At 72.6% G+C, this 15,769-nt stretch carries 14 protein-coding genes; 8 read left to right on the forward strand and 6 right to left on the reverse strand.

Translation table 11 applies throughout. The annotated features are described in order from the left end of the window. Positions 1-31: 31 nt before the first annotated feature. The 4 genes from AB0469_RS06890 (at position 32) to AB0469_RS06905 (ending at position 2,736) form a co-directional block, all read left to right on the forward strand. Positions 32-1,624 (forward strand): acyl-CoA carboxylase subunit beta, encoded by a 1,593-nt coding sequence (locus tag AB0469_RS06890; protein ID WP_366450296.1) that lies wholly within the window; start codon positions 32-34, stop codon positions 1,622-1,624. Between the two features lie 21 nt (positions 1,625-1,645). Then, entirely contained in the window at positions 1,646-1,858 is a 213-nt protein-coding gene (locus AB0469_RS06895) for an acyl-CoA carboxylase subunit epsilon (RefSeq protein ID WP_366450484.1), read from the forward strand. A 98-nt stretch (positions 1,859-1,956) separates the two neighbouring features. Continuing rightward, on the forward strand, positions 1,957-2,091 hold the full coding sequence (locus AB0469_RS06900; RefSeq protein WP_344163986.1) for a hypothetical protein: 135 nt from the start codon (positions 1,957-1,959) through the stop codon (positions 2,089-2,091). A 36-nt stretch (positions 2,092-2,127) separates the two neighbouring features. Beyond that, complete coding sequence (locus tag AB0469_RS06905) at positions 2,128-2,736, forward strand: nucleoside triphosphate pyrophosphatase (protein ID WP_366450297.1); 609 nt, start codon at positions 2,128-2,130, stop codon at positions 2,734-2,736. On the opposite strand, the gene AB0469_RS06910 is transcribed toward AB0469_RS06905, so the two are convergent. After that, positions 2,717-3,154 carry a hypothetical protein gene (locus tag AB0469_RS06910; RefSeq protein ID WP_366450298.1) on the reverse strand — a complete coding sequence of 146 codons (438 nt, stop codon included), beginning with the start codon at positions 3,152-3,154 and terminating at the stop codon, positions 2,717-2,719. The two genes, AB0469_RS06905 and AB0469_RS06910, sit on opposite strands and share 20 nt — an antisense overlap. Before the next feature lie 378 nt (positions 3,155-3,532). Between AB0469_RS06910 and AB0469_RS06915 the strand changes: the two genes are divergently transcribed. Next, entirely contained in the window at positions 3,533-5,296 is a 1,764-nt protein-coding gene (locus AB0469_RS06915; RefSeq protein WP_366450299.1) for a biotin carboxylase N-terminal domain-containing protein, read from the forward strand. 280 nt (positions 5,297-5,576) lie between these two features. Here AB0469_RS06915 and AB0469_RS06920 read toward each other — a convergent pair whose 3' ends face one another. Then, the gene (locus tag AB0469_RS06920) at positions 5,577-6,542 is read right to left on the reverse strand and encodes a DeoR/GlpR family DNA-binding transcription regulator (protein WP_366450300.1); all 966 of its coding nucleotides are present in this window, start codon (positions 6,540-6,542) and stop codon (positions 5,577-5,579) included. 199 nt (positions 6,543-6,741) lie between these two features. Then, complete coding sequence (locus AB0469_RS06925) at positions 6,742-8,181, reverse strand: NAD(P)H-quinone dehydrogenase (RefSeq protein ID WP_366450301.1); 1,440 nt, start codon at positions 8,179-8,181, stop codon at positions 6,742-6,744. Positions 8,182-8,364: 183 nt separating this feature from the next. Between AB0469_RS06925 and AB0469_RS06930 the strand changes: the two genes are divergently transcribed. The 3 genes from AB0469_RS06930 to AB0469_RS06940 all read left to right on the forward strand — a co-directional run bounded on the left by AB0469_RS06930 (position 8,365) and on the right by AB0469_RS06940 (position 11,534). Then, positions 8,365-8,802, forward strand: coding sequence for a gamma-glutamylcyclotransferase (locus AB0469_RS06930; protein WP_007266087.1), 438 nt, complete (start codon positions 8,365-8,367; stop codon positions 8,800-8,802). A gap of 237 nt (positions 8,803-9,039) precedes the next feature. After that, positions 9,040-9,846, forward strand: a complete 807-nt coding sequence (locus AB0469_RS06935; protein ID WP_366450302.1) for a purine-nucleoside phosphorylase — start codon at positions 9,040-9,042, stop codon at positions 9,844-9,846. A 38-nt stretch (positions 9,847-9,884) separates the two neighbouring features. Then, positions 9,885-11,534 (forward strand): phospho-sugar mutase, encoded by a 1,650-nt coding sequence (locus AB0469_RS06940; RefSeq protein WP_366450303.1) that lies wholly within the window; start codon positions 9,885-9,887, stop codon positions 11,532-11,534. 1,272 nt (positions 11,535-12,806) lie between these two features. Here the strand turns inward: AB0469_RS06940 and AB0469_RS06945 are convergent. From AB0469_RS06945 to afsQ1, 3 genes are all read right to left on the reverse strand, one after another. After that, positions 12,807-13,421: a hypothetical protein gene (locus AB0469_RS06945; RefSeq protein WP_366450304.1), complete on the reverse strand. Its 615-nt coding sequence runs from the start codon at positions 13,419-13,421 to the stop codon at positions 12,807-12,809. Between the two features lie 76 nt (positions 13,422-13,497). Next, a complete protein-coding gene (locus AB0469_RS06950) occupies positions 13,498-14,988 on the reverse strand; it encodes a HAMP domain-containing sensor histidine kinase (RefSeq protein ID WP_366450305.1) in 1,491 nt (496 codons plus the stop codon). Then, positions 14,985-15,662, reverse strand: a complete 678-nt coding sequence (gene afsQ1, locus AB0469_RS06955) for a two-component system response regulator AfsQ1 (RefSeq protein ID WP_185117195.1) — start codon at positions 15,660-15,662, stop codon at positions 14,985-14,987. Before afsQ1 ends, AB0469_RS06950 begins: the two co-directional genes overlap by 4 nt. Positions 15,663-15,769 lie beyond the last annotated feature (107 nt).

Below are 15,769 nucleotides of genomic sequence, written 5' to 3' on the forward strand. Positions count from 1 at the left end.
AGTTGACACCACACAGGGAGCCGCGACCCCGATGTCCCAACCCTCAGAGCCGATCGACATGCACACGACCGCGGGCAAGCTCGCGGACCTGCGGCGCCGAGTCGAGGAAGCCACGCACGCCGGTTCCGGGCGTGCCGTCGAGAAGCAGCACGCCAAGGGCAAGCTGACGGCGCGTGAGCGGGTCGCGTTGCTGCTGGACGAGGGGTCGTTCGTCGAGCTGGACGAGTTCGCCCGGCACCGGTCGACCAACTTCGGGCTGGAGAAGACCCGCCCCTACGGCGACGGCGTCGTCACCGGCTACGGCACGGTGGACGGCCGTCCGGTGGCCGTGTTCTCGCAGGACTTCACCGTCTTCGGCGGGGCCCTCGGCGAGGTCTACGGCCAGAAGATCATCAAGGTGATGGACTTCGCCCTGAAGACCGGCTGCCCGGTCATCGGCATCAACGACTCCGGCGGCGCCCGCATCCAGGAGGGCGTCAGCGCGCTGGGCATGTACGGCGAGATCTTCCGCCGCAACGTCCACGCCTCGGGCGTGATCCCGCAGATCAGCCTGGTCGTCGGCCCCTGCGCGGGCGGCGCGGTGTACTCCCCGGCCATCACCGACTTCACGGTCATGGTGGACCAGACCTCGCACATGTTCATCACCGGCCCGGACGTCATCAAGACGGTCACCGGCGAGGACGTCGGGTTCGAGGAGCTGGGCGGTGCGCGCACCCACAACTCCACCTCGGGCGTGGCGCACCACATGGCGGGCGACGAGAAGGACGCCATCGAGTACGTGAAGTCGCTGCTCGCGTACCTTCCGTCGAACAACCTGTCGGAGCCCCCGTCGTTCCCCGAGGAGGCGGACACCGAGGTGTCCGACGCCGACCTCGAACTCGACGTGCTGATCCCCGACAGCGCGAACCAGCCGTACGACATGCACACCGTGATCGAGCACGTGCTCGACGACGGTGAGTTCCTGGAGACCCAGTCCCTGTTCGCCCCGAACATCCTCACCGGTTTCGGCCGGGTCGAGGGACACCCGGTGGGCGTGGTCGCCAACCAGCCGATGCAGTTCGCCGGCTGCCTGGACATCAACGCCTCGGAGAAGGCCGCGCGCTTCGTGCGGACCTGCGACGCCTTCAACATCCCGGTGCTGACCTTCGTCGACGTGCCGGGCTTCCTCCCGGGCACCGACCAGGAGTACAACGGAATCATCCGGCGCGGGGCGAAGCTCATCTACGCCTACGCCGAGGCCACCGTCCCCCTCATCACCGTCATCACCCGCAAGGCCTTCGGCGGCGCCTACGACGTCATGGGCTCCAAGCACCTCGGCGCGGACCTGAACCTGGCCTGGCCGACGGCCCAGATCGCCGTCATGGGCGCGCAGGGCGCGGTGAACATCCTGCACCGGCGCACGATCGCGGAAGCCGCACCGGAGGAGGTGGAGGAGACCCGGGCCCGGCTCATCACCGAGTACGAGGACACCCTGCTCAACCCGTACACGGCCGCCGAGCGCGGTTACATCGACGCGGTGACCATGCCGTCCGAGACCCGCGCCCACGTGGTGAAGGGCCTGCGGCAGCTGCGCACCAAGCGGGAGTCGCTGCCCCCGAAGAAGCACGGCAACATCCCCCTCTAGGTTCCCGAGGAGCTCACAGTGATGATCAAGGTCGTCAAGGGCAACCCGACCCCCGAGGAGCTGGCCGCCGCACTGGCGGTGGTCCGACTGCGCGCGGCGGCGCTGGCCTCGGCCCCGTCGGGCGCGCCCCGGGTCCCGGACGAGTGGGCCGCGCCGGGCCGGGTGGCCCGCCGGCACGCGCTGCGGCCGGGGCCGCGGGCGTGGGGCCGTACGTACTGGCCCAGCCAGGGCTGAGCCGTCCCCCCCGCCGGGGGGAAGATGGCGCGAACGGACGGTGGCGCCTGAGTACCCGTACTCAGGCGCCGCCGGCGTGCCGGGGCAAGGATCGGAGCATGCTCTGGTCAGACCCGAAGGACGAGCCGCCCAAGGACATGCGCGACGCCCAGGCGATGCTGCGGCGGATGCTGGTGGTGCTGCTGCTGGCGACGCTGGTCGGCGTGTACGTGCTCGGCGTGGCCCCGTTCTAGGTCCGCCCCGGGATCCGGCCCCCGGGCCGCCCTACGATGGCCCCCATGACCGTACGCACGCTCGTCCTCGCCTCCGCCTCCCCCGCCCGGCTGAACCTGCTGCGGCAGGCCGGTCTGGCCCCGCACGTGATCGTCAGCGGTTTCGACGAGGACACGCTGAACCACGACAACCCGGCCGACCTGGCGCTGGCCCTGGCCGAGGCCAAGGCGGGCGTGGTGGCGGAGCTCCCCGAGGCCGCCGGCGCGCTGGTGATCGGCTGCGACTCGGTGCTGGAGCTGGACGGCGAGGCGCTGGGCAAGCCGGCGGACGCGGCGGAGGCCACGGCCCGCTGGAAGTCGATGCGCGGGCGGGCCGGGGTGCTGCGCACGGGGCACTGCGTGATCGACACGGCGACCGGACGCCAGGTCTCGGCGACGGCCTCGACGACGGTCCGCTTCGGCGAGCCGACGGACGCGGAGGTGGCGGCGTACGTGGAGAGCGGCGAGCCGCTGCACGTGGCCGGTGCGTTCACCCTGGACGGGCTGTCGTCGGCGTTCATCGACGGCATCGACGGCGACCCCGGCAACGTCATCGGCCTGTCGATGCCGCTGCTGCGCTCCCTGCTGGGGGAACTGGACGTCTCCATCACGGAATTGTGGGTCTGAGCCCCTTCCCGGGTGCCGCCGGCGCCGCCCGGTCGGCGTAGAGGGTCAGGGTCAGCACGATCAGGCAGAAGACCGCCATCGTCGCCGCGAAGGCGCCCCAGCCGACGAGTCCGACGGCGAGGGCGCCGAGCACCCCGTGGGTGACGGCGGCGGCGACCAGGACGGGACGGGCGATACGGCCGGGCGGGTGGTCGCGCAGGGCGGCCGTGGCGAGGAGTGCGGCGGTCAGCAGCAGGAACGCGCCGATGGCCGCGCCCAGGCCGTAGGTCGCCTTGGACATGACGTCCGGGTCGCTGCCCGCGACCGACATCGACTGGTTGGCGGTCGTCCGGCCGAGCACCAGATGGACGAGCACGAGCACCGCCGCCTCGGCGACGAGCGCGAGCGCGCCCAGCCCCGCCACGAGTCTGCGCAGCACGACGCCCCCATCCCTCCCACGCCACAAGCGTGTTCGACGCCACGGAGGCTACTAACGAGTAAACCTGCGGACAAGGGGTCGCGGCGGCTTCGTTACAGGAGGGGTGCCGTGACGGCTCTCACGCAAAGAATGCATAGGCCGTTCGTAGGGACTCCACAAAGAATCAGCAGGGGCCGCTGACCCGCCGAACAGAGACCTCCGACGCGCCACGGGGTTACTGTGCAGTCGGGGATCTCCCTGACCTGGGGCGACACAAGGGTTTTCACACTCAAGGGGCACTCGCATCACGCTCTGTGTGGGCAAGCTCACCACCGGGGAAGGGTCGAAAGGCCGTGTCGGCAGTCCCTAAACTCAGCTTGTTTCAAGGAGGGAGCCATCGTGCGCAAGGTGCTCATCGCCAACCGTGGCGAAATCGCTGTCCGCGTTGCTCGGGCCTGCCGGGACGCCGGGATCGCGAGCGTAGCCGTCTACGCCGATCCGGACCGGGACGCTCTGCACGTCCGCGCGGCAGACGAAGCTTTCGCGTTGGGCGGTGACACCCCGGCGACCAGCTACCTCGACATCGGCAAGGTCCTGCAGGCCGCCGCCGACTCGGGTGCGGACGCCATCCACCCCGGATACGGCTTCCTGTCCGAGAACGCCGAGTTCGCCCAGGCCGTCATCGACGCGGGCCTGACCTGGATCGGCCCGCCGCCGCACGCCATCCGCGACCTCGGCGACAAGGTGGCCGCCCGCCACATCGCCCAGCGCGCCGGAGCCCCGCTCGTCGCCGGCACCCCCGACCCCGTCTCCGGGGCCGACGAGGTCGTCGCCTTCGCCGAGCAGCACGGGCTGCCCATCGCCATCAAGGCCGCCTTCGGCGGCGGCGGCCGCGGCCTGAAGGTCGCCCGCACGCTCGAAGAGGTCCCCGAGCTGTACGAGTCCGCCGTGCGCGAGGCCGTGGCCGCCTTCGGCCGCGGCGAGTGCTTCGTCGAGCGCTACCTCGACAAGCCGCGCCACGTCGAGACGCAGTGCCTGGCCGACTCCCACGGCAACGTGGTCGTCGTCTCCACCCGCGACTGCTCGCTCCAGCGCCGCCACCAGAAGCTCGTGGAGGAGGCCCCGGCGCCCTTCCTTTCCGAGGCCCAGAACGCCGAGCTCTACGCCGCGTCCAAGGCCATCCTCAAGGAGGCCGGCTACGTCGGCGCGGGCACCGTCGAGTTCCTGGTCGGCACCGACGGCACCATCTCCTTCCTGGAGGTCAACACGCGCCTCCAGGTCGAGCACCCGGTGACCGAGGAGGTCGCCGGCATCGACCTGGTCCGCGAGATGTTCCGCATCGCCGACGGCGAGGAGCTCGGCTACGGGGACCCGGTCCTGCGCGGCCACTCCTTCGAGTTCCGCATCAACGGCGAGGACCCGGGCCGCAACTTCCTGCCCGCCCCCGGCACCGTCACCAAGTTCGAGGCCCCGACCGGCCCGGGCGTCCGCCTGGACGCCGGCGTGGAGTCCGGCTCGGTCATCGGCCCCGCCTGGGACTCGCTGCTCGCCAAGCTGGTCGTCACCGGCGCCACCCGCGAGCAGGCCCTCCAGCGCGCCGCGCGCGCCCTGGCGGAGTTCAACGTGGAGGGCATGGCCACCGCCATCCCGTTCCACCGCGCGGTCGTCACCGACCCGGCGTTCGCCCCGGCCGGCGGCAACCCGTTCACGGTCCACACCCGCTGGATCGAGACCGAGTTCGTCAACGAGATCAAGCCCTTCGCGGCCCCGGCCGCCGAGGACACCGAGGACGAGCCCGGCCGCGAGACGGTCGTCGTCGAGGTCGGCGGCAAGCGCCTGGAGGTCTCCCTCCCGTCCTCGCTGGGCATGACCCTGGCCCGTACGGCCGCCGCGGGCGGTGCCAAGCCGAAGCGCCGCGCCGCCAAGAAGTCCGGCCCGGCCGCCTCCGGCGACACCCTCGCGTCCCCGATGCAGGGCACGATCGTCAAGGTCGCCGTGGAGGAGGGCCAGCAGGTCAACGAGGGCGACCTGATCGTCGTCCTGGAGGCGATGAAGATGGAGCAGCCGCTGAACGCGCACCGCTCCGGCACGGTGGTCGGCCTCACGGCCGAGGTCGGCGCCAGCCTCACCTCCGGCGCGACGATCTGCGAGATCAAGGACTGACGCCCCCGCACGTCACGAAGGCCCCCGCCCCGGGTTGGTCCCCCGGGGCGGGGGCCTTCGCGCGTCCCTGCGGGGCGGGATGCAGCCCGCGCGGCGTTGAGCGCCGGGCGCGCAGCGCACGGCACGGGGTCCGGGGCGGAGCCCCGGTGAGCGGGCGAGGGGCGGGCAGGGGACCAGCCCCCGCAGGGTCCCCCAGCGCGCCGCCGGCCGGTGTCCGACGGGCCGCCCTGGCGGGGACGGCCCGGTGGACACCGGCCGGGGGCTCCGGGGGGACGCGCGGCTAGCGGCGCCGCATGTCGGCGACCCTCGCCCGCTCCCCCGCCTGCTGCTCCAGCAGCGACGCGGGAGCGCTGCGCAGCTGGGCGGTGGGCCCGCCGCGCCGCTGGACCGGCAGCGGCGACTCCCGGCGCTGCCTGCGGCCCGCCATGCCGTCCCCGGCGCCGCCGTGCCCGCCGGAGGCCGGGGCGGAGCCGGCCACGGTGATCTGCACGCCCTGGTCGGCCAGCGCCTGGAGCTCGGTGGCGGCCCGGTCGTCGTGCGGCGGGGGCTCGTCCGTCACGAGCCGGGTCATCACGTCCGTCGGCACCGTCTGGAACATCGTGTCGGTGCCCAGCTTCGTGTGGTCCGCGAGGACCACGACCTCCGCCGCCGCCTGCACCAGCGCCCGGTCCACGCTCGCGGAGAGCATGTTGGACGTGGACAGCCCGCGCTCGGCGGTCAGGCCGCTGCCCGACAGGAAGGCCCGCGAGACCCTCAGCCCCTGGAGGGACTGCTCGGCGCCGCTGCCGACGAGGGCGTAGTTCGACCCGCGCAGCGTGCCGCCGGTCATCACCACCTCCACCCGGTTGGCGTGCGCCAGTGCCTGGGCGACGAGCAGCGAGTTGGTGACGACGGTGAGGCCGGGCACCCGGGCGAGCCGGCGGGCCAGCTCCTGGGTCGTGGTGCCCGCGCCGACGACGACGGCCTCGCCTTCTTCGACGAGGCCGGCCGCCACGTCGGCGATGGCGGTCTTCTCCGCCGTCGCGAGATGGGACTTTTGCGGAAAGCCGGACTCCCGCGTGAAACCACCCGGCAAGACCGCACCGCCGTGTCGGCGGTCGAGGAGTCCTTCTGCCTCCAGTGCCCGCACGTCCCGCCGTACGGTCACTTCGGAGGTCTGGACGACGCGGGCGAGCTCACGGAGGGATACCGCCCCGTTGGCCCGCACCATTTCGAGGATCAATTGGCGACGTTCAGCAGCGAACACGAAACTGACAGTAACCCCAACGACCGTCTGGTTTCAGCTCCTTGCGCCGGAATACCGAAGTTGTCCATACGGCGGGGGGACAAGTGGTATACGCGTCCGAACCGACACCCCGCGTCCACCCGGGCGCCGCCGCCCGTATCCGAAAACCGCCCCAACCCCTGTGCGGGGAGGGGCGGTTGGATCCGGGCGGCGCGGGCGCCTAGGCCTCTCCGGCCGCCTTGCGCGTGTGCAGCTGGCGGGCGACCTCGGCGATCGAACCCGACAGCGAGGGGTACACGGTGAACGCGTTTGCGATCTGCTCGACCGTCAGGTTGTTGTCGACGGCGATCGAGATGGGGTGGATCAGCTCGCTCGCGCGCGGCGAGACGACCACGCCGCCGACGACGATCCCGGTGCCCGGACGGCAGAACAGCTTCACGAAGCCGTCCCGGATGCCCTGCATCTTGGCGCGCGGGTTGCGCAGCAGGGGCAGCTTCACGACACGGGCGTCGATCTTCCCGGCGTCCACGTCGGCCTGGGTGTAACCGACAGTGGCGATCTCGGGGTCGGTGAAGACGTTCGAGGAGACCGTCTTCAGGTTCAGCGGGGCCACCGCGTCACCGAGGAAGTGGTACATCGCGATGCGCCCCTGCATGGCGGCGACGGACGCCAGCGCGAAGACGCCCGTCACGTCACCGGCCGCGTAGACGCCCGGCGACGAGGTCCGCGACACCTTGTCGGTCCAGATGTGCCCGGACTCCTTGAGGCGGACCCCGGACTCCTCCAGGTTCATGTCCCTGGTGTTCGGGATCGCGCCGACCGCCATCAGGCAGTGGGTGCCGCTGATGACCCGGCCGTCGGAGAGGGTGACCTCGACCCGGTCGCCGACCCGCTTGGCGGACTCGGCGCGCGAGCGGCCGATGACGTTCATGCCGCGGCGGCGGAAGACGTCCTCCAGGACGGCGGCCGCGTCCGGGTCCTCGCCCGGCAGCACGCGGTCGCGCGAGGAGACCAGCGTCACCCGCGAGCCCAGCGCCTGGTACGCGCCGGCGAACTCGGCACCGGTCACACCGGAGCCGACCACGATGAGCTCCTCGGGGAGCTCCTCCAGGTCGTAGACCTGGGTCCAGTTCAGGATCCGCTCCCCGTCGGGCATCGCGTCGGGGATCTCGCGGGGGGTGCCGCCGGTGGCGATCAGCACGGCGTCGGCGGTGAGGATCGTCTCCGTGCCGTCGGCCGCGGTGACGATGACGTCACGGGTGCCGTCGATGCCCTGCGGCCCGCCGAGCTTGCCGCGGCCGCGCAGGACGCGGGCGCCGGCGCGGGTCACGGACGCGGTGATGTCGTGCGACTGGGCGAGCGCGAGGCGCTTCACGCGCCGGTTCACCTTGCCGAGGTCGACGCCGACGACGCGCGCGGCCTGCTCGATGGGCGGGGTGTCGTCGGCGACGACGATGCCGAGCTCCTCGTACGAGGAGTCGAAGGTGGTCATGACCTCGGCGGTCGCGATGAGGGTCTTCGAGGGCACGCAGTCGGTCAGCACCGACGCCCCGCCCAGGCCGTCGCAGTCGACGACGGTCACCTCCGCGCCGAGCTGGGCCCCCACCAGGGCCGCCTCATACCCGCCGGGTCCGCCGCCGATGATCACGATCCGGGTCACGAAAACTCCGCCTCACGTCTGCCCGGCCGGCTGCCGCCCCGGCCGGCGATCCGGGGGGTCTCCCCGGGGGATGCATTCCACGCCCATTGTCCCGCACGCTTCAAGGTGCTCCACTCCCGGTCCTGTCATCCGTGCGCCATCCGGGCACGCGTGCCGGGGCGCCCCTCCCGTACCCTCGACCTCATGTCGCTCTACGCCGCGTACGCCGGCAACCTCGACCCGCGGCTGATGACGCGCCGCGCTCCGCATTCGCCGCTGCGCGGCACGGGCTGGATCAACGACTGGCGGCTGACCTTCGGCGGCGAGCAGATGGGCTGGGAGGGCGCCCTCGCCACCATCGTGGAAGCCCCCCGCCAGCAGGTCTTCGTCGCCCTCTACGACATCGCGCCGCTGGACGAGGACTCCATGGACCGCTGGGAGGGCGTCGGCCTGGACATCTACCGCCGCATGCGGATCCGGGTCCACACGCTGGACGGCGAGGAGGCCGCCTGGTGCTACGTCCTCAACGGCTACGAGGGCGGCCTGCCGTCGGCGCGCTACCTCGGCGAGATCGCCGACGCCGCGGAATCGGCGGGCGCCCCCCACGACTACGTGATGGAACTCCGCAAGCGACCGTGCTGAGCCCGGGCGGGGCCTGAAGCGGAGCCCCGGCTTCCGTCCAGCCCCGCCGGACGGACGGTCCGGCCCCGCCCGCGGCGTCCGGGCCCGCACCGGGCCCGTCCCACCCCTCCGGACGTCCTCCGCGGCCCGTCCCGGAGGCCCTCCGGGACGATTCGGCGGAAACGACAAGGCAACGATCCGAACACCGTGAGCTGTGCCATCTACGCGCGTAGGCCAACAGCGGCTACGCTCGTCTGCGTGAACGCATCTGTTACCGACCCCTTCGCCGCCGCCGACGCCGCCGCCGCCCGCCTCCGCGAGCTCACCGGCGTCGAATCCCACGATGTCGCCCTCGTCATGGGCTCCGGCTGGGCCCCCGCCGCAGAGGCGCTCGGGGCGCCCGAGGCCGAGTTCCCGGTCACCGAGCTGCCCGGCTTCCCGCCCGCCGCAGTCGAGGGCCACGGCGGCAAGATCCGCTCGTACAAGATCGGCGACAAGCGCGCCCTGGTCTTCCTCGGCCGGACCCACTTCTACGAGGGCCGCGGCGTCGCCGCCGTCGCGCACGGCGTCCGCACCGCCGTCGCCGCCGGCTGCAAGACCGTCGTCCTCACCAACGGCTGCGGCGGCCTGCGCGAGGGCATGAAGCCCGGCCAGCCCGTCCTGATCAGCGACCACCTCAACCTCACCGCGACCTCGCCGATCGTCGGCGCGAACTTCGTGGACCTCACCGACCTGTACTCCCCGCGCCTGCGCGCGATGTGCAAGGAGATCGACGAGACCCTCGAAGAGGGCGTCTACGTCCAGTTCCCCGGCCCGCACTACGAGACCCCGGCCGAGATCAACATGATCCGCGTCATGGGCGCCGACCTGGTCGGCATGTCCACCGTGCTGGAGGCCATCGCCGCCCGTGAGGCCGGCGCCGAGGTGCTGGGCATCTCCCTGGTCACCAACCTGGCCGCGGGCCTGTCCGGCGAGCCGCTCAACCACGAAGAGGTCCTCCAGGCCGGCCGCGACTCCGCCGCCCGCATGGGCACGCTGCTGACGCAGGTCCTCGCCCGCATCTGATCGACGACCGACGACGTACGAGAGGTAAGGCGGAACTAGTGGAACAGGCACAGGACGACCTGCTCACCCGGGCCCGGACCTGGCTGGCGGAGGACCCCGACGAGGAGACGGCGGCCGAGCTGCGCGCGCTCGTCGACGCGGGCGACACCGCCGAGCTCGCGGACCGCTTCTCCGGCACGCTCCAGTTCGGCACCGCCGGACTGCGCGGCGAGATCGGCGCGGGCCCGATGCGGATGAACCGCTCCGTGGTCATCCGCGCCGCGGCGGGCCTGGCGGCCTACCTGAAGGCGGAGGGCCACGAGGGCGGCCTGGTGGTCGTCGGCTACGACGCCCGCTACAAGTCCGCGGACTTCGCCCGCGACACGGCGGCCGTCATGACGGGCGCCGGCCTGCGCGCGGCCGTACTGCCCCGCCCCCTCCCCACGCCCGTCCTCGCGTACGCGATAAGGCACCTGGGAGCCGTCGCCGGCGTCGAGGTGACCGCGAGCCACAACCCGCCCCGGGACAACGGCTACAAGGTCTACCTCGGCGACGGCTCGCAGATCGTCTCCCCGGCGGACGCGCGGATCGCGGCGGAGATCGACGCGATCACCACCCTCGCGTCCGTCCCCCGCCCCTCGGACGGCTGGCTGCAGCTCGACGAGGAGGTCCTGGAGGCCTACCTGGCGCGCACGGACTCCGTCCTGACCCCCGGGTCCCCCCGGGGCGTGCGGACCGTCTACACGGCCATGCACGGCGTCGGCAAGGACGTCGTCATGGCCGCCTTCGCCCGGCACGGCTTCCCCACCCCGGTGCTCGTCGCCGAGCAGGCGGAGCCGGACCCGGCCTTCCCGACGGTCGCCTTCCCCAACCCGGAGGAGCCGGGCGCGATGGACCTGGCCTTCGCGAAGGCCGCCGAGGTCCAGCCGGACATCGTGATCGCGAACGACCCGGACGCCGACCGCTGCGCGGTGGCGGTCCCCGACAACGGCGGCTGGCGCATGCTGCGCGGCGACGAGGTCGGCGCCCTCCTGGCGGCCCACCTGGTCCACAAGGGCGCCCGGGGCGTCTTCGCGGAGTCGATCGTCTCCTCGTCCCTCCTCGGCCGCATCGCCGAGGCGGCGAACCTCGGCTACGAGGAGACCCTCACGGGCTTCAAGTGGATCTCCCGCGTGGAGGGCCTGCGCTACGGCTACGAGGAAGCCCTCGGCTACTGCGTGGACCCCGAGGGCGTCCGCGACAAGGACGGCATCACCGCCGCCCTCCTCGTCGCCGAACTGGCCTCGGTGCTCAAGGAGCAGGGCCGCACCCTGACCGACCTGCTGGACGACCTGGCGATGGCCCACGGCCTGCACCACACCGACCAGCTCTCGGTCCGCGTCGAGGACCTGTCGGTCATCGCGAACGCGATGGCGCAGCTGCGCGCGGAACCCCCGGCGGCCCTGGCGGGCCTGCGGGTGGTCTCGGCGGAGGACCTGTCCCGGGGCACGGAGAAGCTCCCCCCGACGGACGGCCTGCGCTACTACCTGGAGGGCGACTACAAGGCCCGGGTGATCTGCCGCCCGTCCGGCACGGAGCCCAAGCTGAAGTGCTACCTGGAGGTGGTCGTCCCGGTGGCGGAAGCCTCGGACCTCGCCTCGGCCCGCGTCCGCGGCCAGGAGATCCTGGACACGGTGAAGAAGGACCTCGCAGCAGCGATGGGCCTCTGACCCCTCCCCCGCCCCGACGGCCCCCTCGGCTCCCCCCGAGGGGGCCGTCGGCATTCCCGGGCCGGGGGCGGGGGCGGGTGAGCGCCATCCCGGCAGGGCGGGGCTGAACTGCCGGACGGGAGCGGGGGGCCGGGACCTCGGCGGGGCGGTATCGGGAGGGCTTGGGGGTTTCCCGTCAGTCTCATCGTCCTTCCGCGTCGGGCCGCCCTGTCAAGGGCGCTCCCTCCGGTCGCGTCGCTGCGCGATGGCCTTCGGCCACCCTTGACAGGCCGTCCCGCCACGAAAAGCCGAAGACTGCCGGGAAACCCCCAAAGGAACGGCACGGTCCAGAGTCGGACAACCGGCGGGACCGGAGACCAGGCGAGGTCGTCGGGGGCCGGCAGACCGCCCATCGGGGCCCGCCACCCATGCGGTCGGAGCCTCCCCACGCGTCAGATCGCTACGCGCTCCTCATTTCTCGGCGTCTTGCGGCCGTCTTGGGCTGGGATGCCCTGCCGGTCGTCCTGTGGTGCGCCTACCGGCCCCGGATGCCCGTCTCGTCGTCCTCTGGTGCGGGGATCAGCCCCGGACGGTCGCCGGACGCTGAGAGATGAGAAGCGCGCAGCGATCTGACGCGCACACTGTCGCCACGTGCTCCTCTGGTCGCCTTTTGGTGCGGGGAACGGCCCCGGACGGACTGCGGACGCTGGGGAATGAGGAGCGCGTAGCGATCTGATGCGCCCGACGGCGCCGAAAGCCCATCCCGTCGCCCTTTGGCGCGGGGAACGGCCCCGGACGGACTGCGGATGCTGGGGAATGAGGAGCGCGTAGCGATCCGGCGCGTGAGGGCGGCCCCGATCGCATGGGTGGCGGGCCCGGATGGGCGGTCTGCCGGCCCCCGACGACCTCGTCTGATCCCTGATACGGCCGCATGTCCCAGGAACATCCGTCCCGTTCCTTCGGGGGTTTCCCGGCAGTCTTCGGCTTTTCGTGGCGGGGCGGTCCGTCAAGGGTGGCCGAAGGCCATCGCGCAGCGACGCGACCGGAGGGAGCGCCCTTGACGGGCCGTCCCGACGCGGAAGGACGATGAGACTGACGGGAAACCCCCAAGCCCTCCCCATGCCGCGCCGCCGAGGCTCCGCCCACCCCGGTACCGGTCCGGCGTTCAGGTCCCGCTGCGCGGGACCCCGCCCCCGGCCCACCCACCCGCACCGGGGAGGCGGGTGGGCAGTCGCCGACCGGTCCCCGACCCCTCGCGGGGGGTGAAGCGGGCCCGCACCGCGGCCCTCCGTCTCAGGACGGCGACGGCGACGGTGATGCCGTCGGGCGGACCAGTTCTCCCAGGGTCGGGGCCGATTCCGGCCGGGAGCGGACCGCGTCCGTGCACTCCCAGGCGCGGGGCGGGTCCGCGTCCGGGCCGCCCAGGACCACGGGGCCCGGGCCGGCCGAGACGGCGTCGCTCGCGGACAGGGTGCACACGATCTGCGCCAGGGCCACCGGCGGCAGGTCCTCGGGCTTGCGGCTGAGCCGTACCGTGCCCGCCGGGTCCCCGGGCCGCGCCGGGGCGGCCGTCAGCCCGTCCGGTACCCCGGTGGTGAAGCCGCCCTCCCGCTCCTGCTCGGACGGGGTCCGTTCCAGCTCCTCCAGCAGGGCCTGCGCAACCAGCGTCACGGGTTCGCGCCCGGTCCGCTTCTCGGGGACCGGGACGACCCGTTCCACCGCCACCAGCTGCGATCCGCAGACCAGCTCGATCCTGGCACGGAACCCCTGCACCCCGCTCTGCCCCGACGGCAGGTCGGGGGTGTCGCAGGACACCCGCGACGGGGCGGGGCCCACGTCGACCGGAACGGTCGTGGCCCGGATCCCGCACCCGGACAGCACCGCCGCCAGGGCTCCAGCGGCCCCCACGACCCACAGCGTCCTACGGGCCCTGCGGGTCCCACTGGTCCCACGAGCCCCGCACGCCGTACCCGTCCTGCGTGCCCTACGCGTCCGTGCCGCCACCGGCGATCACCTTCCCCACGTCCACCGGAAGCCGCAGCGTGAAGACGGCCCCGCCCTCCGGGCCGTTCGCGGCCGTGATGTCGCCTCCGTGGATGTGCGCGTTCTCCATGGCGATCGACAGGCCCAGGCCGCTGCCGTCCGACTTCGGCCGGGACGCGCTCGCCTTGTAGAAGCGGTCGAAGACGTGCGGCAGCACTTCCTCCGGGATGCCGGGCCCGTTGTCCTTGACCGCGACGACCAGCCACTCCCCCTCGACCCGCACCGACACCCGCACCGGCGAGCCGCCGTGCTTGAGCGCGTTGCCGATCAGGTTGGCCAGGATCACGTCCAGCCGGCGCGGGTCGAGCCGCGCCACGATCCCGCGTCCGGCGTCGACCTCGACGGCGTCCAGCCAGGCCCGCGCGTCGATGCACGCCGTGACCTGGTCGGCGACGTTCACGTCGTCGAGCACCAGGCGTGCCGTCCCCGCGTCGAAGCGGGTGACCTCCATCAGGTTCTCCACCAGGTCGTTCAGCCGCCGGGTCTCGCTGACCACCAGGCCCACCGCCGGCGCGATCATCGGATCGAGGTCGTCGACCTCCTCCTCCAGCACCTCGGCCACGGCCGTCAACGCCGTGAGCGGGGTGCGCAGTTCGTGGCTCATGTCGGCCACGAACCGCCGGCTCGCCTCCTCGCGGGCGCTCATGTCGGCGACCTTCTTCTCCAGCGCCTCCGCCGTCCGGTTGAACGTGCGCGAGAGGTCGGCGAGTTCGTCGGTCCCCGACACGTCGAGCCGGTGGTCGAACTCCCCCTCGCCCAGCCGCCGCGCGGCCTCGCCGAGCCGCTGGACGGGCTTGAGGACGGTCCGTGCCGCCGCCTGGGCGAGCAGCGCCGACACGAGCAGCGCCAGGCCCGTCGCGATGGTCAGCGACCAGCCCAGCGCGTTGAGGTCGTCCCGCTCCGTGGCGAGGGACTTGTACATGTAGCCGGTGGGTCCGCCGCCCACGATCCGCGTGCCGCCGACCAGGTACGGGTTGCCGCCGGGCTTCGTGCGCTGCCAGTACATGTGGTACTCGGCGTCGTTGGCGGTCGTGGTCTTCTGGCGGTCGTTCACCGCGTTCTGGAGGGACTTCGGTACGTCGTCCAGCCCGAACGAGGCCGCTCCGGCCGCGCCGAACACCAGCCGCTTGTCCTTGCGTTCGTGCACGAGCAGCACGCTGTACCCGGGGCTGCTGCCCGCCATCAGCTCGGCGGTGCGCTGCAGTTCCTCGGGGGTGGGCTCGGCGGGCAGGGCCGCGGCGCGGTTCTGCATCTCCTGGCGGAAGTCGCCCAGGGCCGCGTCCTGGGTACGGGTGAGCACCGCCTCGCGGTTGAGCCAGTAGGCGATTCCGGAGGCGGAGACGGCGGCCACCAGGGCGACCAGGGCGAACACCACGAGCAGCCGCAACCGCAGGCTGGTCCAGCGCCGGCCCGCGAACAGGGCCTTGATCACTGCGGGGAGTCCAACCTGTAGCCGACACCCCGGACGGTACGGATCAGCGTGGGTGACGAGGGGACTTCCTCGACCTTGGCGCGCAACCGCTGCACGCACGCGTCGACGAGCCGCGAGTCGCCCAGGTAGTCGTGCTCCCACACCAGGCGCAGCAGCTGCTGGCGGGAGAGCGCCTGGCCGGGCCGGCGGCTGAGTTCCAGCAGCAGCCGCAGCTCGGTGGGCGTCAGCTGGAGGTCCTCGCCGTTCTTGGTGACGGTCATGGCGGCCCGGTCGATGACGAGCGACCCGAAGACGGCGGAGTCGCTGGCCTCGCGCTCGCCGCGGCGCAGCACGGCCCGGATGCGGGCGTCGAGCACCCGCCCCTGGACGGGCTTGACGACGTAGTCGTCGGCTCCGGACTCCAGGCCGACGACGACATCGATGTCGTCGCTGCGAGCGGTGAGCAGGATGATCGGCAGCTGGTCGGTGCGGCGGATCCTCCGGCACACCTCGAAGCCGTCGATCCCGGGCAGCATGACGTCGAGAACGATCAGGTCCGGCCGCTGCTCGCGCAGCAGTTTCAGGCCGTCCTCACCCGTCGCCGCGGTGGCCACTCGGTGGCCCTGGCGTGTCAGGGAGAGTTCGAGGGCCGTGCGGATGGCGTCGTCGTCCTCGATCAGCAACAGGAAAGGCACGGGCTCATTCTGTCCCATCGGCCGTCGGGACTTCGACCGTCGCGCGCGACGGATCCGGCGGCGGGTCCGGCGGCGGGTGCGGCCGCAGGCGGCTGTGACAGTGCTGT

The sequence above is a fragment of the Streptomyces sp. NPDC093801 genome (assembly GCF_040701585.1).
Lineage (GTDB): Bacteria > Actinomycetota > Actinomycetes > Streptomycetales > Streptomycetaceae > Streptomyces.

Coding starts and splice junctions, on each gene's coding strand:
- AB0469_RS06930 (WP_007266087.1), top strand. CDS start 8,365: ATGTCGCTCTACGCCGCGTACGCCGGCAACCTCGACCCGCGGCTGATG.
- AB0469_RS06895 (WP_366450484.1), top strand. CDS start 1,646: ATGATCAAGGTCGTCAAGGGCAACCCGACCCCCGAGGAGCTGGCCGCC.
- AB0469_RS06890 (WP_366450296.1), top strand. CDS start 32: ATGTCCCAACCCTCAGAGCCGATCGACATGCACACGACCGCGGGCAAG.
- AB0469_RS06900 (WP_344163986.1), top strand. CDS start 1,957: ATGCTCTGGTCAGACCCGAAGGACGAGCCGCCCAAGGACATGCGCGAC.
- AB0469_RS06905 (WP_366450297.1), top strand. CDS start 2,128: ATGGCCCCCATGACCGTACGCACGCTCGTCCTCGCCTCCGCCTCCCCC.